The organism is Saccharopolyspora ipomoeae, from assembly GCF_029952525.1.
In the GTDB taxonomy this organism is placed as follows: domain Bacteria; phylum Actinomycetota; class Actinomycetes; order Mycobacteriales; family Pseudonocardiaceae; genus Saccharopolyspora; species Saccharopolyspora ipomoeae.
On sequence record NZ_JASAOF010000006.1, the window covers coordinates 205034 to 229340 of the forward strand.

The 24307-nt window shown below is 71.0% G+C and carries 22 protein-coding genes; 4 read left to right on the plus strand and 18 right to left on the minus strand.

The features are described 5' to 3' along the window. Positions 1-7 precede the first annotated feature (7 nt). Together QFW96_RS13300 and QFW96_RS13305 are read right to left on the minus strand one after the other, a co-directional pair. The gene (locus QFW96_RS13300; protein WP_281455918.1) at positions 8-646 is read right to left on the minus strand and encodes a RiPP maturation radical SAM C-methyltransferase; all 639 of its coding nucleotides are present in this window, start codon (positions 644-646) and stop codon (positions 8-10) included. A 172-nt stretch (positions 647-818) separates the two neighbouring features. Then, entirely contained in the window at positions 819-1616 is a 798-nt protein-coding gene (locus tag QFW96_RS13305; protein ID WP_281455919.1) for an ion channel, read from the minus strand. Positions 1617-1843: 227 nt separating this feature from the next. Between QFW96_RS13305 and QFW96_RS13310 the strand changes: the two genes are divergently transcribed. Both QFW96_RS13310 and QFW96_RS13315 read left to right on the plus strand, forming a co-directional pair. After that, positions 1844-3070: an MFS transporter gene (locus tag QFW96_RS13310; protein ID WP_281455920.1), complete on the plus strand. Its 1227-nt coding sequence runs from the start codon at positions 1844-1846 to the stop codon at positions 3068-3070. A 346-nt stretch (positions 3071-3416) separates the two neighbouring features. Then, the gene (locus tag QFW96_RS13315) at positions 3417-3932 is read left to right on the plus strand and encodes an NADPH-dependent FMN reductase (RefSeq protein ID WP_281455921.1); all 516 of its coding nucleotides are present in this window, start codon (positions 3417-3419) and stop codon (positions 3930-3932) included. Positions 3933-3997: 65 nt separating this feature from the next. On the opposite strand, the gene xylB is transcribed toward QFW96_RS13315, so the two are convergent. From xylB to QFW96_RS13330, 3 genes are all read right to left on the minus strand, one after another. Then, complete coding sequence (gene xylB, locus QFW96_RS13320; RefSeq protein ID WP_281455922.1) at positions 3998-5407, minus strand: xylulokinase; 1410 nt, start codon at positions 5405-5407, stop codon at positions 3998-4000. Positions 5408-5516: 109 nt separating this feature from the next. Next, positions 5517-6674: a xylose isomerase gene (gene xylA / locus QFW96_RS13325; protein ID WP_281455923.1), complete on the minus strand. Its 1158-nt coding sequence runs from the start codon at positions 6672-6674 to the stop codon at positions 5517-5519. Between the two features lie 62 nt (positions 6675-6736). Then, positions 6737-7996, minus strand: a complete 1260-nt coding sequence (locus tag QFW96_RS13330; protein WP_281455924.1) for an ROK family protein — start codon at positions 7994-7996, stop codon at positions 6737-6739. A 421-nt stretch (positions 7997-8417) separates the two neighbouring features. Between QFW96_RS13330 and QFW96_RS13335 the strand changes: the two genes are divergently transcribed. After that, positions 8418-9284 (plus strand): VOC family protein, encoded by an 867-nt coding sequence (locus QFW96_RS13335; RefSeq protein WP_281455925.1) that lies wholly within the window; start codon positions 8418-8420, stop codon positions 9282-9284. 9 nt (positions 9285-9293) lie between these two features. On the opposite strand, the gene QFW96_RS13340 is transcribed toward QFW96_RS13335, so the two are convergent. From QFW96_RS13340 to QFW96_RS13355, 4 genes are all read right to left on the minus strand, one after another. Beyond that, positions 9294-10184: an oxidoreductase gene (locus QFW96_RS13340; protein ID WP_281455926.1), complete on the minus strand. Its 891-nt coding sequence runs from the start codon at positions 10182-10184 to the stop codon at positions 9294-9296. Positions 10185-10265: 81 nt separating this feature from the next. Continuing rightward, entirely contained in the window at positions 10266-10664 is a 399-nt protein-coding gene (locus tag QFW96_RS13345; RefSeq protein WP_281455927.1) for a peptidase inhibitor family I36 protein, read from the minus strand. A gap of 322 nt (positions 10665-10986) precedes the next feature. Beyond that, entirely contained in the window at positions 10987-12138 is a 1152-nt protein-coding gene (locus QFW96_RS13350) for a lipid II:glycine glycyltransferase FemX (protein ID WP_281455928.1), read from the minus strand. A 42-nt stretch (positions 12139-12180) separates the two neighbouring features. Beyond that, positions 12181-13452: a nucleotide sugar dehydrogenase gene (locus tag QFW96_RS13355; RefSeq protein WP_281455929.1), complete on the minus strand. Its 1272-nt coding sequence runs from the start codon at positions 13450-13452 to the stop codon at positions 12181-12183. Between the two features lie 136 nt (positions 13453-13588). Between QFW96_RS13355 and QFW96_RS13360 the strand changes: the two genes are divergently transcribed. After that, on the plus strand, positions 13589-14677 hold the full coding sequence (locus QFW96_RS13360; RefSeq protein WP_281455930.1) for a right-handed parallel beta-helix repeat-containing protein: 1089 nt from the start codon (positions 13589-13591) through the stop codon (positions 14675-14677). 70 nt (positions 14678-14747) lie between these two features. Here QFW96_RS13360 and QFW96_RS13365 read toward each other — a convergent pair whose 3' ends face one another. The 9 genes from QFW96_RS13365 to QFW96_RS13405 form a co-directional block, all read right to left on the minus strand. Next, complete coding sequence (locus tag QFW96_RS13365; RefSeq protein WP_281455931.1) at positions 14748-15806, minus strand: GNAT family N-acetyltransferase; 1059 nt, start codon at positions 15804-15806, stop codon at positions 14748-14750. Further along, positions 15803-16798, minus strand: coding sequence for a glycosyltransferase (locus QFW96_RS13370; protein WP_281455932.1), 996 nt, complete (start codon positions 16796-16798; stop codon positions 15803-15805). The genes QFW96_RS13365 and QFW96_RS13370 overlap by 4 nt, the downstream gene beginning before the upstream one ends. Further along, entirely contained in the window at positions 16795-17439 is a 645-nt protein-coding gene (locus QFW96_RS13375) for a sugar transferase (protein ID WP_281455933.1), read from the minus strand. Before QFW96_RS13375 ends, QFW96_RS13370 begins: the two co-directional genes overlap by 4 nt. Beyond that, positions 17426-18826: a hypothetical protein gene (locus QFW96_RS13380; protein ID WP_281455934.1), complete on the minus strand. Its 1401-nt coding sequence runs from the start codon at positions 18824-18826 to the stop codon at positions 17426-17428. The genes QFW96_RS13375 and QFW96_RS13380 overlap by 14 nt, the downstream gene beginning before the upstream one ends. Beyond that, a complete protein-coding gene (murJ, locus tag QFW96_RS13385; protein WP_281455935.1) occupies positions 18823-20427 on the minus strand; it encodes a murein biosynthesis integral membrane protein MurJ in 1605 nt (534 codons plus the stop codon). Before murJ ends, QFW96_RS13380 begins: the two co-directional genes overlap by 4 nt. Further along, positions 20427-21176, minus strand: a complete 750-nt coding sequence (locus tag QFW96_RS13390) for a GumC domain-containing protein (protein WP_281455936.1) — start codon at positions 21174-21176, stop codon at positions 20427-20429. Before QFW96_RS13390 ends, murJ begins: the two co-directional genes overlap by 1 nt. 185 nt (positions 21177-21361) lie before the next feature. Continuing rightward, positions 21362-22462 (minus strand): DegT/DnrJ/EryC1/StrS family aminotransferase, encoded by a 1101-nt coding sequence (locus tag QFW96_RS13395; protein ID WP_281455937.1) that lies wholly within the window; start codon positions 22460-22462, stop codon positions 21362-21364. Beyond that, complete coding sequence (locus QFW96_RS13400; RefSeq protein WP_281455938.1) at positions 22459-23547, minus strand: Gfo/Idh/MocA family protein; 1089 nt, start codon at positions 23545-23547, stop codon at positions 22459-22461. The genes QFW96_RS13395 and QFW96_RS13400 overlap by 4 nt, the downstream gene beginning before the upstream one ends. 456 nt (positions 23548-24003) lie before the next feature. Continuing rightward, on the minus strand, positions 24004-24201 hold the full coding sequence (locus QFW96_RS13405) for a hypothetical protein (RefSeq protein WP_281455939.1): 198 nt from the start codon (positions 24199-24201) through the stop codon (positions 24004-24006). Between the last annotated feature and the right edge of the window lie 106 nt (positions 24202-24307).

Below are 24307 nucleotides of genomic sequence, written 5' to 3' on the forward strand. Positions count from 1 at the left end.
TCCGGTTTCAGGTCGTGGTAGGCAGCACGTGCACCCAGTTGCCGGCGTCGGTGAACACCAGGCCGCACTCGCGCAGGTCCGAGAGCCGGGCGTGCACCTGCGGCCCGAAGCGTGCGGAGAGCACCGCGAGCGGGCACGGAGCCTCCAGGTAGCGCAGGAGATCCGCGGCCGGACCGGCGAAGACGTACTCGTGCCTGCCGAAGCGCGGGCGGTCGTCGAGCACCACCAGCGCGTCGCCGTCGGCGAACACCTGCAGCGCGCCCGCCGGGTGCTCCCGGCGCCACTCCGCGACACCGGCCAGCAGGGCCGTCTCGGTCGCGGCGGAGATGCCGTCGCCGCTGCGCTCGGCGCCGGTCATCGGCGGAAGGTGGTGCAGCGCCGGGAACTGCCGCAGCACCCGGGAGTAGGCGTGGTCGGTCTCGCCGGGGAACCCGTATCGGTAGCGCCACTCGACCGAGAGCCCGAGAGTGCGCGCGTCGCGCAGCATCCGGACGTTCCCGCAGCCCTCGGCGGCGCTGCCCGCCAGCCGCAGCACCCGCGTGCTCAGGTTGTCGATCCCCGGGCGCAGCCGGTGAAAACCGGTGTCGCGCAACCGCGACAGGCGCTCGAAGGACACCTCGGCTCTGGTCTCGGTCTGCGACCGCATCGGACCCGCAACACCTTTCACGCTCGGGCGGGGGCGGCCGGACGCCGTCGAACCCCCGGTGCGCTTCACCGTGCCAGGTCCGGCCGGGGGAAACCAGGTGCGGTTCACCCGGACGTCGTCACCGTTTAGTTCTCGCCTTTCCCGCTTTTCGGCCTGCGAAGTGCCGCAGTGCTCAGCGGGAGGTGATCTCCTTGCGCAGCGCGGTGATCTCCTCCCGGAGCGCGACGATCTCCGCGCGCAGCTGGTCGCTCTCGGCGTCGAGCCTGCGGGTGGCGTCGGCGCTGGCGCTCATCGACTGCTCCAGACCGCCGAAGCGGTCGACGAACCAGGACGCGATGCTGCCGGTGACCACACCGAGCAGCGCGATCCCGGCGACCATCAACCCGGCCGCGATGAGCTTGCCCTGCCCGGTGACCGGGTAGTAGTCGCCGTAGCCGACGGTCGTCACGGTCGTCATCGTCCACCACAGCGCGTCCCCGAAGGTGGTGATCTCGGCGTCCGGCGCGGTGCGCTCGACCTCCAGCACGGCCAGCGCCGCCGACGTGCCGAGCAGGACCACGGCGCCGGTCACGTAGAGCACGACCTGCCCGCGCACGCGCGCCTGCACGCGCCGGTTGAGCGTCAGCAGCACCACGACCAGCCGCAGCACTCGCAGCTGCCGCAGCAGGGGGAGCACCAGCACCAGCAGGTCGAAGATGTTGCGCAGCACGAACCGCAGCCGGCGGCGGGCCAGTGCCAGCCGCACCGCGTAGTCCACGGCGAAGGCGGCCCAGACCGCCCACATGACGCCGTCGATGCGCGCGTGGGCCCTCGGGCTCAGGCCGGTGTCGAGCACCATCCAGGCGTAGAGGCCCAGGAACAGCACCGACAGGGCCACCATCGGCCACTCGGTGCGGCGCTCCCACCAGCGCAGACGTGACTCGTCGACCTCGGCCTCGGCGGGTGCCGCGGTCTCGTGCGTGGTGTCCATGGCGGGACATCATGCCTCGATCGGCCTCATTCTGACGGGTGAAGGACATACCCCCACATCCGTTTCGTCCGGGATGACTGCGCGGGGTGACCGGTGGTGACGCTCGGCGAACGCCGAATATCGACCTCGCAGCGGGTTTCGCTGAGCGGAAACCGAAGCTGGTCGGGCCGGGGGAGCCGGGTCACATGATTCCGGGCACAACACGGACTGCGAAGAGGTGACCTGGAATGACAACGGCGTCAGGACGGTCCGGCGGCGAGCCGGAACCGACGACCGACCAGCGGGTGTCGGCCCGCGGCGTCGCCGCGCTGTGCTGGTCGGCGGTGGCGCTGGAGGGCTACGACCTGGTGGTGCTCGGTGTCGTGCTCCCCAAGCTGCTGCGCGACCCGAGCTGGGGGCTCACCCCGGCGACCGCGTCGGTGATCTCCTCGGTCGGGCTGGTCGGGGTGATGATCGGTGCGCTGTGCGTCGGGCCGCTGACCGACCGCTTCGGCCGCCGCAAGCTCATGATCGCCACCGTGACGCTGTTCTCGGTGCTGACCCTGGCGTGCGCGTTCGCGACGGGGCCGCTCGCGTTCGGGCTCCTGCGCTTCCTGGCCGGGCTGGGGCTGGGCGGCGTGCTGCCGGTGGCGATCGCGCTGGTCAACGAGGCGTCGCAGGCCAAGGGCGGCAGCGCGACGACCACGCTGATGACCGGCTACCACGTGGGCGCGGTGCTGACCTCGCTGCTGGGGATCCTGGTGATCCCGGTGCTGACCTGGCGCGCCATGTTCGTCATCGGCGCGATCCCGGCGGTCGCGCTGGTACCGCTGCTGGCCCGATACCTGCCGGAGTCGCTGCCGGCCACCGCCGAGGAGAAGGCCGCGCGCAGTCCCGTGGCGACCCTGTTCCGCGGCGGCTACCTGCGGTCCTCGCTGGCGTTCTGGGTGACCTCGTTCATGGGGCTGCTGCTGGTCTACGGGCTCAACACCTGGCTGCCGGAGATCATGCGCGAGGCGGGCTACGAGCTCGGCGCCGCGCTGGCGCTGCTGCTGACCCTCAACGTGGGTGCCGTGCTGGGCCTGCTGCTCGCGGGCCGGGTCTCCGACCGGATCGGGGTGCGCACCTGCACGCTGATCTGGTTCACGGCCGCGGCGGTGTTCCTGGCGCTGCTGAGCGTGCCGCTGCCCGGTTTCGGCGTGTACGTCAGCGTGCTGCTGGCGGGCGTGTTCGTGTTCAGCACCCAGGTGCTGGTCTACGCCTACGTCAGCCACCACTACCCGGCCGTGGGCCGGGCGACCGCGCTCGGCGCCTCCAGCGGCGTGGGCCGGCTCGGCGCGATCTGCGGACCGCTGGTCGGCGGTGCGCTGCTCAGCGCCGGTCTGGCCTACCCGTGGGGCTTCTACGCCTTCGCGGCGGTCGCGGTGATCGGCCTGGTCTCGGTGACGTTCGTGTCGAAGCACCGGCCCGCCTGAGCCCGTCCGGGCCGGGGCGCCGACGCGCACCGGCCCGGTATGTGGGATGCGCGCGGCGCGGTTTTACAAGCGCGCCCGGAAGGCATGAGGATGACCGGTATGACAGCCCTGGCCGGTCTCGTGGTGCGGTGCCACATCGACCTGTTGCGCGTGTGCAGCGCGATCTGTTGATCCACGGCTCGTCCTGACCGGTGGCCCCGGCGGCTACCGGAATCTCTTCTTCCAGCACCGCTTTTCGCGTCGATCGGTGACGCGCCGGTGTCGCATCCCGCTGCTCAGGAGTTCAGCATGGTGTCGTGTCCTCGCCTGTTCCCGTTTTCGTCCACAGTGGTCCGAGGAGGGTGACATGACCCAGTTCGCCGTGCTCACCGGACACCTGACCCGACGTTCCCGCGTCGGCGCGATCGCCGGGGTTCTCGCCGACGAGCTGCGCGCCACCGGCGCCGACGTCGTCGAGATAGCCGTCGGCGAACTCCCGCACTCCGCCTTGATGGCCGGGAACCACGATCACCCGGACGTCCGCCGAACCCAGCGTGCGCTGGCCGAAGCCGACGCGGTCGCGGTGGTGCTCCCGCGCTACGACCCGCACGGCAGCACGCCGCTGCGCACGTGGCTCGCCATGCTCCCGCCCCGCGCCCTCGACGGAAAACCGGTCCTCCCGATCGGCCTCGGCACGCTCAGGAGCCACTCCATCGGCCTCGCCAACGCCCTGCCGACCCCGGACCCGCTACCCCCGACCTACCTCTACGACACCTGGTTCACCGCCCCCGACTGGACCCCAACACCCCGAGCCGAGTCCCTCCTGCACCGAGCGGCGACCACCCTCAGGACCGCCACCCACCCGGCCCTCGCCGCAGCCTGACCCGACCCGGCGTCGAAAACCGCAGGTTTTGACCAGAACCTGCGGTGTTCGACCCCGGGGGAACGTCAGATGCCGTGGACCTGGTGGCGGGCTCGGGCGTAGGTGGTGCGGATCGCCGGGCCCGAGGTGTTGTCGCCGACCGGGTGGGACGTGCCCGCTACCTGCCAGTTCGGGGGAGCGGAGGTGCCCGCGTGGGCCCAGGCGGCTTGCTTGGCGGCGCCGAGCGCGACGTACTCGGCCGGGTCGGGGATGTGGACGTCGACGCCGAACAGGCCCGGGGCGATGGCCTGGACCGCTTCGGACCGGGCGGCGCCGCCGATGAGCAGCACGCGGCGGACCTCGGCGCCGGTGTCGCGCAGCGCGTCGATGGCATCCGCCATGCCGCACAGCATCCCCTCGACGGCGGCGCGGGCCAGGTTCTGCGGTGTCATGTTCGCGCCCGTCAGGCCGGTCAGCGTGCCGGTGGCGTCCGGGAGGTTGGGCGTGCGCTCGCCCTCCAGGTACGGCAGCAGGCTCAGCCCGCCCGAGCCCGGCTCGGCCTGCAGCGCCAGCCGTGACAGGCCCTCCAGGTCGGTGTCGAGCATCTGCGCGGTCGAGCTCAGCACCCGCGCGGCGTTGAGCGTGCACACCAGCGGCAGGTAGCGGCCGGTGGCGTCGCAGAAGCCCGCCACGATGCCGGTCTCGTCGGCGCTGGGCCGCTCGGCCGGGACGAACACCGCGCCCGAGGTTCCCAGCGAGACCACCACGTCACCGGGCTGCAGGCCCAGCCCGAGCGCGGCGGCCATGTTGTCGCCGGTGCCGACGCCGATCGTCGCGCCCTCGATGCCCGGCAGCGTCGCGACCGCGGCCTTGGCGTTCGGCGCCAGCAGCTCCGGCAGCCTCGGGGTGCGCCCGCCCATGGCCTCGGCCAGGGCCTCGGGCAGCCACTCGCCGGTGGTGGGGGAGTAGTAGCCGGTGCCGGAGGCGTCGCCGTGGTCGGTCCAGGTCCGCTCCGGACGTCCGGCCAACTGCCAGCCGACCCAGTCGTGCGGCAGCAGCACCTGCGCGACCCGGTCGGCGTTGGCCGGTTCGTTCTGGGCCAGCCAGGCGAGCTTGGTGATGGTGAAGCTGGCGACCGGCACCAGGCCCGTCCGCGCGGCCAGCTCCTTCGCGCCGTGGCGCTCGGTGAGCTCGGCGGCCTGCGGCGCCGAGCGGGTGTCGTTCCACAGCAGGGCGTCGCGGACGACCTCGCCGCGCTCGTCGAGCGCGACCATGCCGTGCTGCTGGCCGCCGACCGACACCGCCTCGATCCGACCGGGAGCCTGCGCGACGGCCTCGCCGATCGCGGACTGCGCCGCCTCCCACCACGCCGCCGGGTTCACCTCGGTGCCGTCGGGGTGCGACGCCTTGGCCTCGGCGACGACCTCGCCGCTGTCGGCGTCGACGACGAGCGCCTTGGTGGACTGGGTCGACGAGTCGATGCCTAGCACCAGCATTGCGTCATCCTTCACGCTCGCGCGGCCCGGGAGGCGGTGAAGCCTCCCGGGCCGGAGTGGTTCCTCACGGGTGATTGTGCGCGATCAACCGGCGATCACGCGATCATGCTCACTGCACGCCGAGCAGGTGGTCCATGGCCAGCTGGTCCAGCTTCTCGAAGGCCATGCCGCGCTCCGCGGCGGCGTCGACGTCGAAGTCCTCGGCCAGCAGGTCCGAGACCTTCTCGCCCGCGCCCAGCGTCGGGGTCGACAGCTCGCCGACGCGGGAGGCCTCCAGCGCCTCCTTCACCCGCGGGTCCGCGCGGAAGGCCGCCGCGCGCTCCTTGAGGATCAGGTAGTTGCGCATGCAGCCTGCCGCCGAGGCCCAGACGCCGTCGTAGTCCTCGGTGCGCGGCGGCTTGAAGTCGAAGTGCCGCGGACCCTCGTAGCCGCCGTTCTCCAGCAGGTCGACCAGGAAGAACGCGTTGCGCACGTCGCCGGCGCCGAAGCGCAGGTCCTGGTCGTACTTGATGCCGCTCTGGCCGTTGAGATCGATGTGGAACAGCTTGCCCGACCACAGCGCCTGCGCGATGCCGTGCGCGAAGTTCAGCCCGGCCATCTGCTCGTGCCCGACCTCGGGGTTCACGCCGACGATGTCGCCGTGCTCGAGCTCGTTGATGAACGCCAGCGCGTGACCCACGGTCGGCAGCAGGATGTCGCCCCGCGGCTCGTTCGGCTTGGGCTCCAGCGCCAGCTTCAGGTCGTAGCCGCGCTCCTTGATGAAGGCCGCCACGGTGTCCACGGACTCGCGGTAGCGGTCCAGCGCCGCGCGAACGTCCTTGGCAGCACCCGATTCCGCGCCTTCGCGGCCGCCCCAGGCCACGAACGTCTTGGCGCCCAGCTCCGCGGCCAGCTCGACGTTGCGCAGCACCTTGCGCAGCGCGAAGCGGCGCACGTCCCGATCGTTGGCGGTGAACCCGCCGTCCTTGAACACCGGGTGGCTGAACAGGTTGGTCGTCACCATCGGCACGGCCAGCCCGGTCTCGTCCAGCGCACCCCGGAACCGGGACACGATGGCCGAGCGCTCCGAGGCGTCGGAACCGAACGGGACCAGGTCGTCGTCGTGGAAGGTGATGCCGTAGGCCCCGAGGTCGGAGAGCCGGTGCACGGCCTCGACCGGGTCCAGCGGGCTGCGGGTGGCCTCGCCGAACGGGTCGCGGCCGAGCCAGCCCACCGTCCAGAGTCCGAACGAGAACTTGTCCTCGCGCTTCGGGGTGAAGTCGGTCATGACCTGGTGCTCCTCACTTCGTCGTGCACTGCTCACCGGCACCCGGGGGTGCCGAATCCTGCTCAGTCGGCGGCCTTCTCGGCTGCGGGGATGCGCAGCGGGTCGCCGAAGATCTCCTCGATGACGATGCTGCTCGCGCCGCGCACGGCGGCGGAGAAGCCGAAGGTGGACGCGGTGATCCGGCAGGCGGCCTCGTCCCCGGCCACCGCGCGGGCGCGCAGCTCGCGCATCGCGGCGGGAACCAGGTAGGGCGCCACGGTCCCGAGGTAGCCGCCGAGCACGACGACCTCCGGGTTGAGCAGGTTCACCAGCATCGACACGCCGATGCCCAGCCACCTGCCGATCTCGTCGAACCCGGCCATCGCCTCGGGTCCGCCGTCCTCGGCGCGCTGCCGCAGCGCGTGCGCCTGGTCCTGCGGATCGGCCTCGCGGTCTACCAGGTCGGGCGCCGCCGCGCGCAGCACCGCGGGCAGGCCGATCTTGGTCTCCAGGCAGCCGCGCCGCCCGCACCCGCAGACCTGCCCGTCGAGGTCGACCGGGATGTGCCCGATCTCCCCTGAGAACCCGCCGGACCCGCGCAGCAGCCGGCCGCCGGTGATCAGGCCGGCGCCGACGCCGACCTCGCCGGTCAGGTAGACCAGGTCGGCGGCCGGGTGCGGCATGGCGTGCAGCTCGGCGAGAGCGGACAGGTTGGCCTCGTTGTCCACCACGATCGGCACGTCGCTGCCGAGCCGGTCGCGCAGCGCCTCGGCGATCGGGGTGGACCGCCATTCGAGGTTGGGCGCGTAGCGGACCCGGCCGTTCTCGGCGTCGACCAGGCCGGGAACCGCGACCGCGATCCCGGCCAGGAACGACGACGCGCTGCCCGCGAGCTCGGCCACCGCGTCGCGGGCCAGCCCGGCGAGCCGGTCGAGGGTGGTCCCGGGGTCGGCGTGGATGGCGTCGAAGCCCAGGCGGCGCTCGACGATGACGCGTCCGGCGAGGTCGGTGCCGCGCGCGGCCAGGTACTGGGAGTTGATCTCCAGGCCGAGCGCGGTGATGCCGCCGCCGTCGAGTTCCAGGGCCCGGCCGGGGCGGCCGACGGCGCCGTCGCGGCGCAGCCCGGTCTCGCGGATCAGGCCGCGGTCGATGAGCTCGGTGGCGAGGCTGGAGACGGTGGCCTTGGTGAGCCCGCTGCGAGTGGCGATGTCGGCGCGCGAGACGACCTCGCCGCGCCGCACCTCGTCGAGCACGCGGGCCAGGTTGGCCCGGCGCACGGCGGTCTGGTCGACGCCGGACGTCCCGCCCAGCCGCACGACTTCGCCGGTTCCTCGCTCGGTCACGAACACCTCCAATAAGTATGGGCGTCAAACTAATGGCGCGGGCCTCGTGAGGCAAGAGGCTGCCGAAAATCGCAGTCGTCGCTGGTCACGTGTGGTGCCGGTCACGGATGAGGACGCCGGTTAGTTGAGCTGGTGAACTAAATCGTGAGTGATCGCTGGATCTGGTGAGATCGCCGGGCGGAGCTCGTTCGCAGGGCCCGAGATGGGCCGAACGGCGTAGCCTCGCGGCTGCCCGTCTCGCCCCCGCCCCCTCGGCGAGGCGGGCACCACCTCTTCTCGGGAGTACGCGAACCGGACAGCCCCGGTTCGTGTCCCCGACATCCCGTTGCCCTCCTCGTCAGGCCGGTGGCAGCATCATGCGGACGCATGATCACCGGAACGCCGCCCGCCCGCGGCCTCCGGACGAACCGCCGGAGGGGCGATGACCGCGAACCATTCGGCCGATCCGAGCGCGGCCACCGCTGCGATCCGGCACGTCGAGATCGGATGCCGGAACCTGGCCCGATCCCGGGAGTTCTACTCCGAACTGCTGGGATTCCCCGAGGTCGCAGCGGAATCCGGAATCAGCTGGCTGGACGCCGGGCCCGCAAGGATCAAGCTGGTCGAGGTCGGCGAGGGCGACCTCGGCGGCTGGGAGCCCGACGACCTGCAGTGCGGGATGCGGCACGTCGGCATGAAGGTCGGCGACGTCGACGCCCAAGCCGCCCGGCTCCGCGAGGCCGGTGTCGAGTTCACCGCGCACCCCAAGGACGCCCACGGCGGCGTTCGCATCACGTTCTTCACCGACCCCGACGGAACCCTGCTGGAGTTCGTCGAAGGTGCGGTCCAGCACGACGAGATCGCCTCGCACGAACTCGCCGCCGAAGACCTCGCCGCGCACCAGAACCGGCCGCGCGCGGCCGGACCGGTCTTCGACCACGTCGCCGTCACCGCGCCGGACCTGCAAGAAGCCCTCGACTTCTACGTCCGCACCCTCGGCGCCCGCGTCATCGGCAAGCTCGTCCGCGGCGACGACCCGCGCGGCTTCGTCATCACCAACGTGCGCGTCGGCGACGTCGTCCTGGAGCTGTTCACCTTCCGCAGCGAGACCAGGCCCAGCACCTGGTCGGCCGGGCAGTCGCGGCACGGGTTGCGCTCGCTCGGGCTCGGCGTGGCCGAAGCCCGCGGCGCCGTCGGAGCGATGACCGCCGCCGGTGCGGGCGCCGTGCTCAGGCCCGGCACCGAACCGCTGCTCATCGACCCGCACGGGGTGCCGCTGACCATCACCACCCGCGCGGTCGGCGGCTGAGGCGCCGGGTCAGGACTTCTCGGTGAGCGGGAAGCCGATGCCGGTGAGGTGCTCGGACAGCGTCCAGAGCCGCTGCGCGGCAGCAGGATCGCTGGCCGCCTTGCTGCGGCCGACCAGGGTGGGGGAACCGCGCAGCTCCATCGGACCGTCCGGGCCGACGAAGCTGGCGCCCGGCAGGTCCTGGGTGGCGGCGTAGAGCGTCGGCAGGGCACCGGCTTTCGCGGGTTGCGCGACGACGAGGTTGCCGAGCGCCATGAACCGGCGCAGCACCGCGCTGCCCGCGTGGCTCTGCAGGTTCGTCGCCGAGTAGCCCGGGTGCGCGGCCGTGGAGCGGACCCGCGACCCGGCGTCGGTGAGCCGGCGCTGGAGCTCCAGCGCGAACAGCAGGTTCGCCAGCTTGGACTGGCCGTAGGCCTTCTGCGGGTCGTAGGCGCCGGTGAAGTTCGGGTCCTCCCAGTGGATTCCCCGCACCGCCCGGTGCATCCCGGAGGACACGGTGACCACGCGGTCGGTGACCTGCGGCAGCAGCAGGTTCGTCAGGGCGAAGTGCCCGAGGTGGTTGATGCCGAACTGGAGCTCGAAACCGTCCTTCGTGACCCCTTCCGGCGGGAACATCAGCCCGGCGTTGTTGATGAGCAACGAAATCTCGCCGTCGAACCGCTCGGCGAACTCCCGCACCGAGGCGAGGTCACCGAGGTCGAGCCTGCGCACCTCGGCCGATCCCGGAACGCTCCCGGCCGCCCGCTCGCCCTTGGCCATGTCGCGCACCGCGAGCACCACGTGCGCGCCGGCGCGCCCGAGCGCCTGAGCCGTCTCCAGGCCGAGCCCGCTGTTCGCGCCGGTGACCACGGCCGTCTTGCCCGCCAGGTCCGGAAGCTGGTCGCTGCTCCATCGCGTCATGGGCCCATCGTGCCATCGATCGCCGAACATGCCGATGACCACGCCCGCGAGCGGCGGCCGTGGTCATCGGCGTTCCCCCTCTCAGCAGGGATCGACCCCCACCAGGTTCAGCGGACCACCGTCGGCGATGGCCTCGTTCTCGGGCGACCTGTAGCCCTCGGTCCACGTGGCCGGGTCGTCCGGGTTTCCGGTGGCGAAGGATGCGACGCCGGGCGCGTACTGCGTGTTCAGCCACGAGCCCGCACGCCCGTCCTCGAAGCCCTCGAACTTGGCCCAAGCGTCGAGGCAGTCGTGGAAGGTGTTCTGGTGACCCGAGAAGTTCGGGCCGTCCCAGACGCACAGCTGGCCTTCGCCGCACACGGCCTTGGCGCGCTGCACGGCCTCCTCCTGCGTCTCACCGGAGGCGACGCCCCCTCCGACAGCCATGAGCAGCAGTGCACCGGCCCCGCTCGCAGCGATCTTGCGAGTCCTCGTCGACATGTTTCCTCCCAGTTCTCAGCTACGCAGGCGTGCGAACGCACAGGTGTCCCGCGTGTGGTGTTCGGTGCTGGCCCCCAGCGGCCCGGTTCGGGCCTTGGCATCGCGACACCCTTTCCACGTCGCACGTTCGACTAGGGTTGCCTCGAACCGGACGGAAAATGCGCGGTTTTCGGCCACGCCACTCGGCCGAGACCGAGCGAGACCCGAACTCACACCCGGTAACCGGCCCGAACATCAACCAGGCAGCCGGTTTTCAGCGCGAACCCGCGTGCGCAACGCCCGCGCGCCGCACGCGTGCGCGCAGCGTGAGGAAGTTGAACCCTCAGCGAACGCCGTGCGGGGAGGACTGCGGACTCCCGCTGCGGCCCCGACGCAGCAAGCCTTGCGCCGTCCGGATCAGGCGCGTGCCGGTGCCGGTCCGCCTCGCGAGGTCGTAGGCGCCGCGCAGCGCCGCCGGCCTGATGGACTCGATCGCGGGGGAGCAGCGGTAGGGACTGCCGCCGAAGTCGCACTTGTACCGGTCGTAGCTGTTCAGCGACGAGCGATCGCCGGCGTCGTCCAGCAACGCCCGCAACGCCGACTCCGGCAGGCCACCGAGGTCGAACCACCGACACCCCCGGCCCCTGGCCCACATCATGGCTTCCCAGTGCAGGATGCCGGGCGTCCCCTTGGGACTCGGCACCGCGCGGTCGAACCCGGTCAGGCGCGACTTCATCGTCTCCCCGCACAGGGTGTAGAGGTGGGCGACCACGGGGGTTCCGCGGTGACGGGCGATCCACAGCGCGGCGTGCTCGCCGAGCCCGCGCAGCAGGGCTGCCACGTACTCCTCGGAGAACGGCTGGAACCCGTGGTGGGCACCGGTCCGGGCGAGCAGCTCGGCCACCACCGGGGCGTCCCGCTCATCACCGCGTTCGAGCCGAACCCCCTTGTCCTCCCAGGACCTCCTCCTGATGTCCCGGCGCAGCCGCACGTTGCCGAACTCGGACCGCAAGTCCTCCTCGGAGCGGGTGAGATCGATGCGCAACGACCCGGGCGGGGCCACGCGCGCGTCGGACGCGCGGAACCCGCGCTCGATCAGCTCACCGCTGAGGTCGTCGACGCCTTCCGGTGGTTGCACGAACAGCATCCGCACGTGATGCCGAGCGAGGTCGTCGAGGGCTCCTGCGAGCGCCTCGCGCACGTGCTCGCGATCGGGCACGCCCGTCGCGATCACGGGCCCGTAGGGCACGTAACCGACCGTCCCCAGCGGCCGCACGTTCCGGATCAGGACCTGCGCCCCGCCGATGACTTCGCCCCGGCGCGCGGCCAAGACGTAGTGGGGGGCGTAGCCCGCGGCCGCGCGCACGCGCCCCCACGCGCTGAGCTGGCTGACGTCGCAACCAGGTGTGGCGTCGACGAGGTCGTCCCACGCCCGGATCCAGGACTGCTCTGGTCGAGCCGAATCCACGATGGTGATCGAGTTCCCCGCAGGCACGTCCTCCCCCTCTCGCGATGCGGAGCCGGTCGTCGGCATCCGTCACAGCCTTTCCGCGTTCCCGGCCCGCAGCCGGTTGCGCGTGTCCAACACGCAGTCGCTGCGCTGAGCGACCAGGTCCCAGTTGATGACGTCGTGATCGGTCAGCACGATCACCAGGTCCGCACCGTCGAGGTGTTCCTGCTCGCAGCCCACCATCTCCACGTAGGTGGGCACCGCGGCCGGGTCGACGAGCGGGTCGATCGCGGAGAGCCGGGCGCCGAGCTTGTCGAGGAGCCGGGCCACGGCGACCGCCGGGGAGTTGCGCGCGTCCCCGGAGTTCGACTTGTAGGCCAAGCCGATGAGCAGCACCCGGCTGCCGTTGACCGCCTTGCGGTGAGCGTTGAGGCATTCGACCGCCCGGGTGACGACGTGCTCGGGCATGTGGTCGTTCACGGCGTTGGCGAGGTCGACGAACCGGAACGCCTGCCCGAGCGACCGCTTCACCTGCCACGACAGGTACGACGGATCGATGGGCAGGCAGTGGCCGCCGACCCCGGGACCGGGTTCGAAGCGCATGAACCCGAACGGCTTCGTCGCGGCGGCGTCGATCACCGACCACACATCGACCCCCAGCCCGTGCGTGTAGACCGCGAGCTCGTTGATCAGCCCGATGTTGACGTGCCGGAACGTGTTCTCCAGCAGCTTGGCGAGCTCGGCCTCCCGCGTCCCGGGGACCGCGAACGTGCGGTCGACCAGCGAGTCGTAGAACTCCCGCACGACCCGGAGCGACTCGGCATCGATGCCCGAGACGATCTTCGGCGTGTTCTCGAAGTGCCACGTCCGGTTGCTCGGGTCGATGCGTTCCGGGCTGTAACCGACGTGGAAGTCGCTGCCCGCGCGGAGTCCGGAACCGGCTTCGAGGATCGGGACCAGCACGTCCTCGGTGGTTCCCGGGTAGGTGGTGGACTCCAGCACGACGCAGCAGCCGGGCGAGATGTGCCGCGCGATCATCCGCCCGGCCTCCTCGATGCAGCCGACGTCGGGGGCCCCGTCCCGCAGCGGGGTCGGCACGCAGACGACCGCGACGTCGAACCCGGCCAGCTCCTCCGGGTCGCCGGTGGCGACGTACCGGCCGGACGAGAGCGCGAGTTCGATCTGGGCGTCGCTCACGTCGTCGACGAACGTGCTGGCTCGCCGCAGCAGCTCCACCCTGTCCTTGTCGAGATCGAAACCGACGACCTCGAAACCGATCTCCACCGCCCGCATGGCGACCGGCAGTCCCACGTAGCCCTGGCCCACCACCGCGAGCCGTCCGATCGATTGGTCTGGCATCTCACCCATCTCCTCTGCGATGCGACTCGGTGCCGGGCTCCGAGCGCGGCGGGCGGTTCCGCCGTCGCTGCATGAATCGGGGCCGGGCTCTAACCTCGGAGAACGACCGCTCGGGTTTCGGGCGGGGAGGGAAACCATGAGCGTCAAGATGTTGATCGCGGTCGTGGGGACGACGACGGCGCTGCTCGCAGGCGCGTGCACCGGTGGTGGGGGCGAGCCCGAGGCACCGTCCCGGCCGGAGCGAGGTCCGGCCGCGGCGGCCGAGCCTCCGCGAGACCCACCCCCCGTCACCTGCACGCGCACCGCGACCGACCAGGAGCAGGCCCGCGCTCTGCTCGATCAGGCCGCACCCGGTCAGACGCTGTGCTTCTCGGGCGACGGCCTCCGCGGCGCCGACTTGGAGGCGTCGGCCTCGGGGACTCCGGAGCAACCGATCGTGCTGGTCGGTCGGGACACCGCCGTGGGTTCGGTGTCGGTGGACGCCGACCACGTGGTCGTCGACGGCTTCACCACCGCCGACGGCGACGGACTGGCGCTCACCGGGACGGGCATCACCGCGCGGGGGAACGAAGTGCTGCGCGCGCACGACGACGGCATCGGCTGCGAGTGCACCGACGCGGAGATCGAGGACAACGTCGTGCGCGAGGCGGACGGCACCGGGATCAGGATCGAGGGCGAGCGTATCTCGTTGCTGCGCAACGACGTGAGCGGTTCGGTGATGCGGGAGTCGAACGACGCCGACGGGATCCGGTTCTTCGGCACCGGACATCGGATCAGCGCCAACAAGGTTCACGACATCTCCGACGACGGTTACCCCGAACCGCCGCACACCGACTGCTTCCAGACCTACGACAACAGCAGCCCGCCGACGGTCGACGTGGAGATCTCCGGGAACAGCTGCCTCAACGTCGATCACCAGTGCCTGATCGCCACGGCGGAGGAGGCCGGGCAGACCGGCGCCATCGGCCGCTCCCGCTCGGTGCGGTTCGTCGGCAACACCTGCGCCGTCAACGGGTCGCAGGCCGTGCTCGTCCGGTGGTTCCCCGAGATCACGGTGCAGGACAACGAGATCTCGGGCCCGGACCTGGTCAACGGCGTGTACATCGCGGACGGTTCGACGTCCGCGACGGTCGTCGGCAACCGCTTCCGCGGTGACTACCCGATGGTCGAGGTGGACGAGAGCTCGCGGCCGGGCCTGCGCCTCGAGGGGAACCAGCGCTTCTGACGCGGACGACCCCGCGGGCGGCAGCGCCCGGGTGAGGCAGCGTCGGTGATCGCACGACATGTCGCCGCTCCTAGCAGAAGTAGTGGTACAGCTCGGCGCCGGCGCGCGCCGTGACCTCGTCCGGGACGGAGTCCTCGGTGAGCAGCAGCGTGATCGCGTTCAAGGTCGACCCGACCTCGATCTCCGCGGGGGAGGGCTCCCCTCGGGAGCGCAGCGTCACGACCCGTGACTCGTGCGTGGAGTACTTGCGCTTGAACCGCTGCAGGCCGGGCTGGTCGAGTCCGCTGATGCCCCAGTCGACCGTCCGCAGCCCCTGCTGCGCCGCCCAGCGGATTCCCGCCCAGTACAGCGCGTCGTTCGGCCTGTCATCGAGGGAACCGGGCAACGACGCCATGAACTTGGCGTACAGCGCGCCGTTCCACCGCAGGAACACCACACCCGCCACCGGTTCCGCGTCCCCGGGCGGGTACGCCAGCATCGTCGTCACGCCCTGCTCCGGGGCGAACGCCTCCCAGATCCGCTCGAAGAACTCGACGGGCTGCGCCAGCATCCGGAACTTGACCTTGCGCAGCGCCACCTGCAGCCGGTGGAACCGCCGCACCCCGTCCAGACCGGTGTCGATCTCGATCCGCACGCCCCGCCGCTCGGACCTGGTGATGCTGCGCCGGGCAGCGGACCCGATGCGCTCGTACAGCTCCGGCACGGGCACGTCGAGGCGACAGCCTTGCCGGACCGACTCGTCGACCACCTCGAGGCGTGCGTCCTGGAGGGGAACCGAGTCCTTCGAACACCGCACGCTGAAGCGCTCACCCGGCGCGAGCACGTCGGCGGTCAGCGCGTTCCAGGTCGCCGCGTCCGGCATGATCGGATCCGCCCAGTCGGAGAACGGGAGGCTGCACACCCGCCGTCCTCGGGCGTCCGACACCGGGATCCAGGCCAGCCCGGCGGCCGGTTCGCCCCCGGCGTCGAGCGCGATCCTGGCCGTCGGGGTGAATCCGTAGGTCGCGCACAGCGCGCGGATCCACGGTGGGGACACGAACGGTCCACCGGACGCGCTCAGCGCCAACTCCCGCCATCGGTCGTCCCGGCGCGGGTCGACCCGCACGACCTCGCCCGCAGTGAGCGTCATCGCCGACCACTCCTCTCGTTCCGCGGGAGGAGGCTGAACGGGCTCGGTTCGTCGACGCGCCGAACCGACCAGGACATGCTCGCGGTCAGCTCGGCGACGCCGACCGCCCCGTCCCGTCGGTACGACGCCAAACCACGCCGCCGCAGCTCCTCGGCCAGCTGACCCTGGTGGTCGTCGCTGGCTTCGCCGTACTCGTGCAGGCGGGTGACGAGGACGGGCTTCAGCCCCGCCTCGAACGCCGCCATCGCCGACCCGGTGCCGGCATGGCTGATCACGATGTCCGCCACCGACAGGGCGCGCTCCAGATCAGGACCCGACAGGTACCGGACCCCGTCGATCGGCAACCCGTCGACCGGTGTGGAACCCGTTTGCCACAGCACTTCCACGGTCGATCCCGTGGTGGTGCTCAGCTCGCCCTGCGGCCCGAGCAGCCGCACGAGCGGGTCGAGCATCCGCCTGAACGGGAAGTTCGACGTCCCCACGGTGACCAGGACACGGATCGGACCGCGGCGATCGCGGTGCGCCGGTACCGGTGCGTAGCAGTCGAACTGGCTGCCCCCGTAGTGCCAGTGGCGCGAGGCCCATCCGGGGTGCTGGGTGTAGCAGCGCACACCGGGCACCCACCGCATGATCCGCCCGGTGAGCGAGGGGCTGGTGACCCTGGCCGCGCTCTCGACGTAGTGGCACTCGACGCCGCGCGCCGCCAGGTACGGGAGGAACCCCAGCGCGATTCCGGAACCCGTTGAGATGGCCCGCGTCACCTCCCGGTTCCGCCAGATCCGGTGGGCGATCGGCAGGCACCGCAGCACACCCGACACGCTGCGGCCCGGGACGACGTGGGTGAACTCGGCATCCCGGTCGGTCAGCAAGGACCGGCCCTGCGTGGAGTCGGGGGTCACCCACAGCGCGGTGCCGTCGGGAGGAACGCGTTGCGCCAGCTTGTCCAGCTGGGCGAGGTGGCCTCCGGTCGTCGCCACGAACAGCGTGGTCATCGCGAACCACCTCCGCGCAGCACCGAAGGCACCGTTCGGGCGAGGATCACGACGTCGCTCCAGAAACCGCGCTGCCGGACGTAGGTGAGGTCCAGCTGCAACATCTGGAGAGTCCCCATCGTGCTCCTCCCGCTGACCTGCCAGAGCCCGGTCAAACCGGGCCGGACGGTGAACCGCGCCGCGTAGGTCGCGGGGAACATCTCCGCTTCCCACTCCAGGCAGGGCCGCGGGCCGACCAGCGCCATCTCCCCGCGGATCACGTTGATCAGCTGGGGGAGCTCGTCCAGGCTGGTCCTGCGCAGCCACGATCCGAAGCGGGTGATCCTCGGATCGGCGTCGAGCTTGCAGCTCCCGTCGATCGAGGTGTCCTCACCGCGCAGCTCGCGAGCGATGAGCTCCCGGTGCGCGGTGTCGCTGCCGCCGAGGCGCATGGTGCGGAACTTGTAGAGGGTGAACGCTTCACCCGCGAGGCCGACGCGGCGCTGCCGCAGCAGGGCGGGGCCGGGGCTCGTCAGCCTCACGAGCGCGCCGATGACGAACATCGGTAGTGCGAGCACCGCCAGCGCCAGGCTCGCGAGGACCACGTCGGTCCACTGAGGTGGGTCGAATCGCCGTCGGGCGGGCAGGTCATGAGCGTTCACGGGTGCACCTGCCCGAAACCACCGCGAGGAGCACGAAGAGGAGATCGCCGGACCCCCGCAGCACCAGGTGGATGTCGATGATCGAGAGCACCAGGACGACCCACCACGCGATCTCCAGAGTCGCTGCGAAGGCGCCGGTGGTGTCCAGGCGCGTCCGCAACCGCGACGTCGTGGTCAGAACCGCCACCGAGAGCCAGATGAACGCCGCGAGGAGCGGCAGACCGCCCACCCACAGCAGCTGCAGGTACCCGCTCTCGAGGTAGATCAGATCGCGCCAGGTCTCCGGAGCGGGGAGCACCGAGTCCGGGGAGACGCCGAGCACGAAGCCGAAGTCGTCGAGCCGGGGCAGGTAGAAGTGGGTGATGTTGTCCCAGCGCCCCAACCAGCTGCGGGGCACGGTGAAGCCCTCCGAGAAGTCCGACATCCGGCCGAGGAACGCGGGCGCGCCGACCAGCACGGCGACCCCCACCACCGGCAGGAACTTCACGGCGCGCCGCCGCAGCTGCGGGTACCTCCGCAGGATCACCACCACCGCGACCGCGGCCGCGATCCACGTGGAGAACTGCCCGGCCGCCAGCACTCCCGCTCCGAGGACGAAGCCGGCGACGAGCGCTTCCCGCTTGGCGAGCAGACCGCGCAGCGAGCAGCAGATCACCAGGCTCAGGCAGATGATGATGTAGTCACCGGTGGCGATCGACGAACCGAGCGTCGTCGTGCCCCGCGAGGAGAGCCCGCCGTTGTCCGTGGCCCACCACCCGGCGAGCAGGTCCAGCACGGGACCGACGTTGAGCGTCTGCAGGATCGCCACCACGGCGATGACGACACCCGGCCAGATGATCAGACGGGTGCATCGCAGCAGCTGCGCGTCGGTTCGCACGGTCATGCGCACCAGCAGGAACAGCGCCGCGAGCTTGCACATCGGCAGGACGGCCGACAGGTCCGAGCCCAGCGGGCTCTGCCCGCGCAGCATCATGGAGGCGAGCGGCCACACCGTGGCCAGCAGCACCAGGCAGCCCAGCGGCACGTCCAGCGGACGCAGTCGCAGCCGCACGGAATCACCGCGCAGGTACCTCACGAGTCCGCCGGTGCAAGCGCCCGCCAGCAGCACGGCCAGCAGGGCTTCGTTCGGGCGCGCGATCGGCACCAGCGCGCCGCGTTCGATCCCGGCCAGGAACGGCAACGTGACGAGGTAGAGGTAGGGGGCGAACACCGGGCGGTAGGCGCAGGCGGCGAACAGCCCGACGATCACGAGCGTCGCGAACACGAGCAACCCGCCCACGATCGACAACGCCCCGAGCGCGACCGCCGCGACGACGGCCAACGCGACCAGCCGACGGTCTCCGCGAACGCCCGCTCGCGGTGTTCCGTCGCGGACCAACGAGATCATGTCGCACCTCCCGACATGCGGAGCAGCCTGAAGCGGGCAGCTCCGGTGAAAGCGGCCAAGGACAGCAGTCCGCACGCGACGAGCACGCCGAACTCGGCGACGGTGCCGAGGTCGCTGGTGTCCAGCAGCCACCAGCCGGCCCCGACGACGGGCAGCATCGCCGCCGCGGCGATCACCGAGACCCCGATGTGCGCCGGATCGGCGAACTTCTCGGGCCGGATGGCGCGCCAGAGCCGGACGAGCGTGATCACCGCTCCCGCGAGCTCCCCGAGCAGCAACGCGACGCACAGGATGACCAGGCGCCCCGTTCCGGGCGGGACCACCAGCGCCGACGCGGCGACCGTCACCGTCACGAGCAACAGAGCCAGGCTCGCGTTCCTCGGTCCGGCGACATCGATGCGCGCGAACAACCCCTGGCGTCCGATCTGGTGCAGCCCGGCCGCGAGCTGCGCCACCGCGACGACGGTGATGCACGCGGCGAACCGGACGATCACGTCGGGCGACCGCATCTCGCCGTTGGCGAGCACGCGGGCCACCGGATCACTCAGCACCAGCAGCAGCACCGCCGCGGGCACGCCGGTCACGGTGGCGTAGGTCAGCGCTTGACGCCACGAGGCGGCGAAGGCGGCGCGGTCGTCGCGTTCGTAGCTGCCCGACATCTCGGGCAGCACGGCGATCGAGACGGCACGCGCCCCCAGCGCGAGCGGGAACTGGAAGAGGGCGTACGCGAGCTGGACGACGACCACGCCGCCGGGAACGGTCGCCGCGATGATGAGCAGCGCGTACATCCCGATCATCGGGGAGGCGGGTACCGCGAGGGAACCGCGGAGCCGCCGCGCGACCCGCATCGTGGCGGGGTCGCGCCACCACTTCCGGAACGGCCGGACCGCCAGACCGCACCGCGCGGCGCCGTACAGCTGCAGTCCGGTGTGGACGGCGACCGCGGCGGTGCTGCCCACCCCGAGCGTCAGGAGGAAACCGAGCGGGATTCCACCGGCCTCCTGACCGGTACCCCACGTGGCGCCGGCGATGACGACGATCGCGATCAGGACGACGTTCTCCACCGCCGGCGCGGCCGCCGCGAGGACGAACCGCTCTCGGGACTGCTGGGCGGCGGCGCCCAGAGCGGCCATCGTGTACAGCACGACCTGCGGACTGACCAGGAGGATCAGCAGCACCGCGATGCCCTGGGCCTGCCCCGCGACGACGGGGTCGGCGATGCCGAAGGTCAGCGACCACGCCAGCAGGGGGGAGGCCAGGAGCAGGAGCGCGGTCACCGCTCCGGCCGCCGTGAGAAGGCACGCTCCCACACCGCCGAGCAGTTCCGCGGCATGCCCGCGCCGCCCGCGCGACGACGCGCTGACGACGGCCGGAACGACCACGAGCCCGAGCGCCTGTCCCGCCACCGCCGAGAAGACGATGTTGGGAACGACGTTGGTGGCGACGAACGTGTTCGCGAAGAAGGTCGGCCCGAGCACGGCCCCGATCACGACCACGCGGCCCAGCCCCGTCGCCCGGCTGATCAGCGTCCATCCCGCGACGACGGCGGAACGACGTGCAGCCGTGGTGACGAAGGGCCCGAGCGGGCGGGAGCGCAACATCACTCGGCCCCGCTCGTCCGCGTGCGCCGGTGAACGATGACCGCGACCGTCAGCAGCGCGACGACGAAGGCCGCGAGCGCACCGGAGACGGCGGCGAAGACCGGTCGTGGGCTCACCGGGTCGGGCACGCCGTACGGCGGGACGACGACCTCGGTCCGGGGCGCGTCCATCTGCGCGACCGTGATCTCGTCGAGCTGCCGCCGCAAGTTCTGCTCCCGATCGCTCAGGTCCTGCACCTGGGCCTCGGCCGCGGCCAGCTTCGCGGTCCCGATCCCGCTGTAAGCCTGTTGGGCCCGCTGGGATTCCAGGTCCGTGCGGGCCTTGGCGAGCCCGCCCTGCACCTGGCTCAGCTGCGTGTTCAGGTAACCCGCGGCCTGGTTGCCGTCCTGGGTGCGCACGACCTGCTGATAGCGGTCGACGATGTCGCGGGTGAGGTTCTGCGCGGTGTCGCGGTCTCCCGCTCGGGCTTCCACCTGGATGATCTCGCTGCTGTCCAGCAGTGAGATGGTGACCTGCTTCTCGATGTTCTCGACGGGGACACCGTTGGCGACGGCGACCGGACCGAGCACCTGCCTGCTTCGGAGGGTGACCAGTTGGGTGGTCAGGCTGCGGTCCTCGCGCAGGAAGCCCGTCGGCTTCTCCGTGCTGATCTCGTACAGGATGTCGGCCCGGGCCGCGTACTCCTTCGGCCACAGCAGGGCGCCGCCGAATCCGGCGGCCGCCCCGAACATCACTATCGCCAGGATCAACGCGAACAGGCGACGTGGGGAGATCGCGCGAAAGAGAGTGTGCGCGGCGGTGTCCCGGTCCCGGGTGGGTACCCGTGCCCGATCCGCCTCCCAGGGCTCGTAACGATGCCAGCGTTCGACGGACGAGTTGTTCGCGTTCCCGTCCGGTTCGGTCCGCGGCTGTCCTCGATCGGATCCGGTGCTGGTCATGAGGTGACACCTCGCAATGCTTCACAGATTCGTGCGACGTCGGCTTGGCCCAACGTCGGCGAGATCGGCAGGGACAGGATCTGCTCGGCGGCCTTCTCGACCGTCGGCAACTGCTCGCGAAACGCGGAGAAAGCGGGCTGCAGGTGGCAGGGAACGGGGTAGTGCACGCCCCAACCGATCCCCGCGGAGTCCAGTGCGGACACCGCCCGCTCCCGCTGCGCGGTCCGCACCACGGCCAGGTGGTGCGCGGACTGCGCCTCGGGTGATACGGCGACCGGGGCGCAGGAGGCGGGCAGCAGCGCCGCGTAGGCCTCCATCAACGCCGACCGTCGCCGGTTGTCGTCGTCCAGCATCGGGAGCTTGGCCGACAGGGCTGCCGCCTGGATGCTGTCGAGGCGGCTGTTGCGGCCGCGTTCGCGGTGCACGTGACGGTTCCCCGGTGCGGAGCCGTGGTTCGCGAGCCTGCGCACTCGGTCGGCGACCGAACGGTCGTGCGTGACAACGGCTCCCGCGTCCCCGAGGGCTCCGAGATTCTTGCCCGGGTAGAAGCTGAAGGCCGCTGCTGTGCCGACGCTTCCGGCCCGCCGGCCGGCGAACCGGGCGCCGTGCGCTTGTGCGGCATCTTCGAGCAGCGCGAGCGAGTGCCGTCGGGCCACGGCCGCGACCCGGGGCACGTCGATCATCTGGCCGAAGAGGTGCACCCCGACGATCGCCGCCGTCCGCGAGTTCACCGCCGCGTCCGCCGCATCGGGATCGATGAGCAGCGTGCCGGGCTCGACGTCCACGAACCTCGGTCGAGCGCCTGCCGAGCAGACCGCCTCGGCCGTGGCGGCGAACGTGTTGGCCGGGACGATCACCTCGTCACCGGCGCCGATCGACAGCGCGGTCAGGATCAGTTCCAGCGCGTCGGTCCCGTTGCCGACCCCGACGCACTCGGAGGCCTCGCAGTAGCTCGCGAACTGCTCCTCGAACATCCCGACCTCCGGTCCGCCCACGAAACGCCCGTGCTGCAGAACGGCTTTCCACGCGATGTCGAGCTCCTCGCGCACGTCGGAGTTGACGCCGACGACGTCCAGGAAGGGAATCGGCTCGTTCATGACGGTGTCCCACCGAGTTGGGCGCGCGCGAGCAGGACCTGTCGGCCGTCGAGGAGGCCGTGCTCCTCGCGAACCGCGACCTCGTGGCCGCTCTTGCGGGCCGCGTCGGAGGCGCTGAGCACCCGGACCACGTCGAGCCCGCTCTCTCCTGGCGTGGACGGCCGCTCACCGGTGCGGACGCAGTCGATGAAGTGGGTGTCCTGAACCAGGAGCGGCTCCCGGAACACGACGTGCGGCGACACGATGTCGCCCGTGCGGTAGGTGACCGGCATCGCCGGCGTGTCCACCGGCTCGCCCGGGTCGGTGGAATCCACGCCGATGTCGTAGATCCGGATCCGGTCCTCGTCGAGCAGGTCGTTGTAGACGGCCATCTTCCGGTCTCCGACCACGGTCACGCGCCGAACCTTCTGCGGGTCCAGCCAGCTCACGTGGACGAAGGCCGGGATGAGTGACTGCTCGAGCTGCAGGCGCAGGTACGCGACGTCGGCATGACGCGCGCCGACGCTGCGGTGCGCCCAGGCCGCGACCGAACCGGGCCGTTCCCCCATGAGGAACGAGATGATCGACAGATCGTGCGGGGCCAGGTCCCAGATCACGTCGACGTCGTTCTGGTAGATCCCGAGGTTGAGCCGGGCCGTGTCGATGTAGAGGACGCGTCCGAGCTCGCCCGAGTGGATCATCTCCCGCAGCTTCCACACCGCCGCGTTGTACTCGAAGGTGTGGCCGACCATCAGCGGGACACCGTGCTCGGCCGCCGTGTCGACGAGCGACCTCGCCACCGATGTGGACGTCGCCAGCGGTTTCTCGACCAGCACGGGTTTGCCCGCGCGCAGTGCGCGATGCGCGATCTCACCGTGCGTCCTAGGTGGAGTGGCGACCACGACACCTTCGACGAAGTCGAGCGCTGCGGCGAGATCTCCTGTGAGGTCGGCGTTGGGACAACCCCACCGGGCCTCCTCCCGCCGGCCCGGATCGTTGTCGACCACGACGAGGTCGACCCCCGGAACGCTGCTCAACACGCGTGCGTGCTTGGCGCCCCAGTACCCGTACCCGACCACGGCCAACCGCGTGTGTTGATGACTCATCCCCGCCCCCGTTCGAGTAGGCGCTGCAACGCATTTCAGTTCTCGGCTGAAAGGTTGTGATAGCGATATCGAAGGTGGAACAGGTTGGTGCGTCGTCCTAGTGTCAAAAGTCCCCGCCACACCACGTGACCGAAAGAATGCGGTGAGTGAATGCCGAATCGGCGCGCGACACGGGGGAGCGCGCGAGGGAAAGGTGCTGCGGCAGAGGATGATCCCCGGCCATCGCGAGGTTCATCGGCCCCGCGGCCGACGAATTTCAGGGCACGGGCAGCGTCGAACCCACCGCCCGCTGCGGAGGAATCCGCTCCGTTTCTGGAATCCCGGAAGTGGAACGAAATGCTTCTCTTCTTTCCGGGGGCGGGCGATTCCTCGTGCGCGGCTCGGGCCGTTCAGGGCGAAGTCGACGCCGTACGTCCGTTTGCAGCCACGACCGGGCCGGAGGTGATCAGGTGCGGCTCACTGCCGCTGCTCGCGACCGGCTTTCCGAACGCGTTTGATCTCCTCGGCGTCGTAGAGGTTCGCCAGCGCGCCGCGACCGGCGGGTCGCCGCGCGATCGGACTGATCCTGTGCCGGGAGAGCCAAGCGTTCACCGATCCGACCCGAATTCCCAAGTAGTCGGCGATGTCGTGACGGTCCCACTTTTGCTGATCCATGGGGCCTCCTCGTGCGGGTCCGATCACGGACTCGTTTTCCCGATTGTGCCCTCCCCGCTTCTCGCGGCAGCGGGGAGGAAGTCCCTTATCAGGCCTTTGTTCCCTG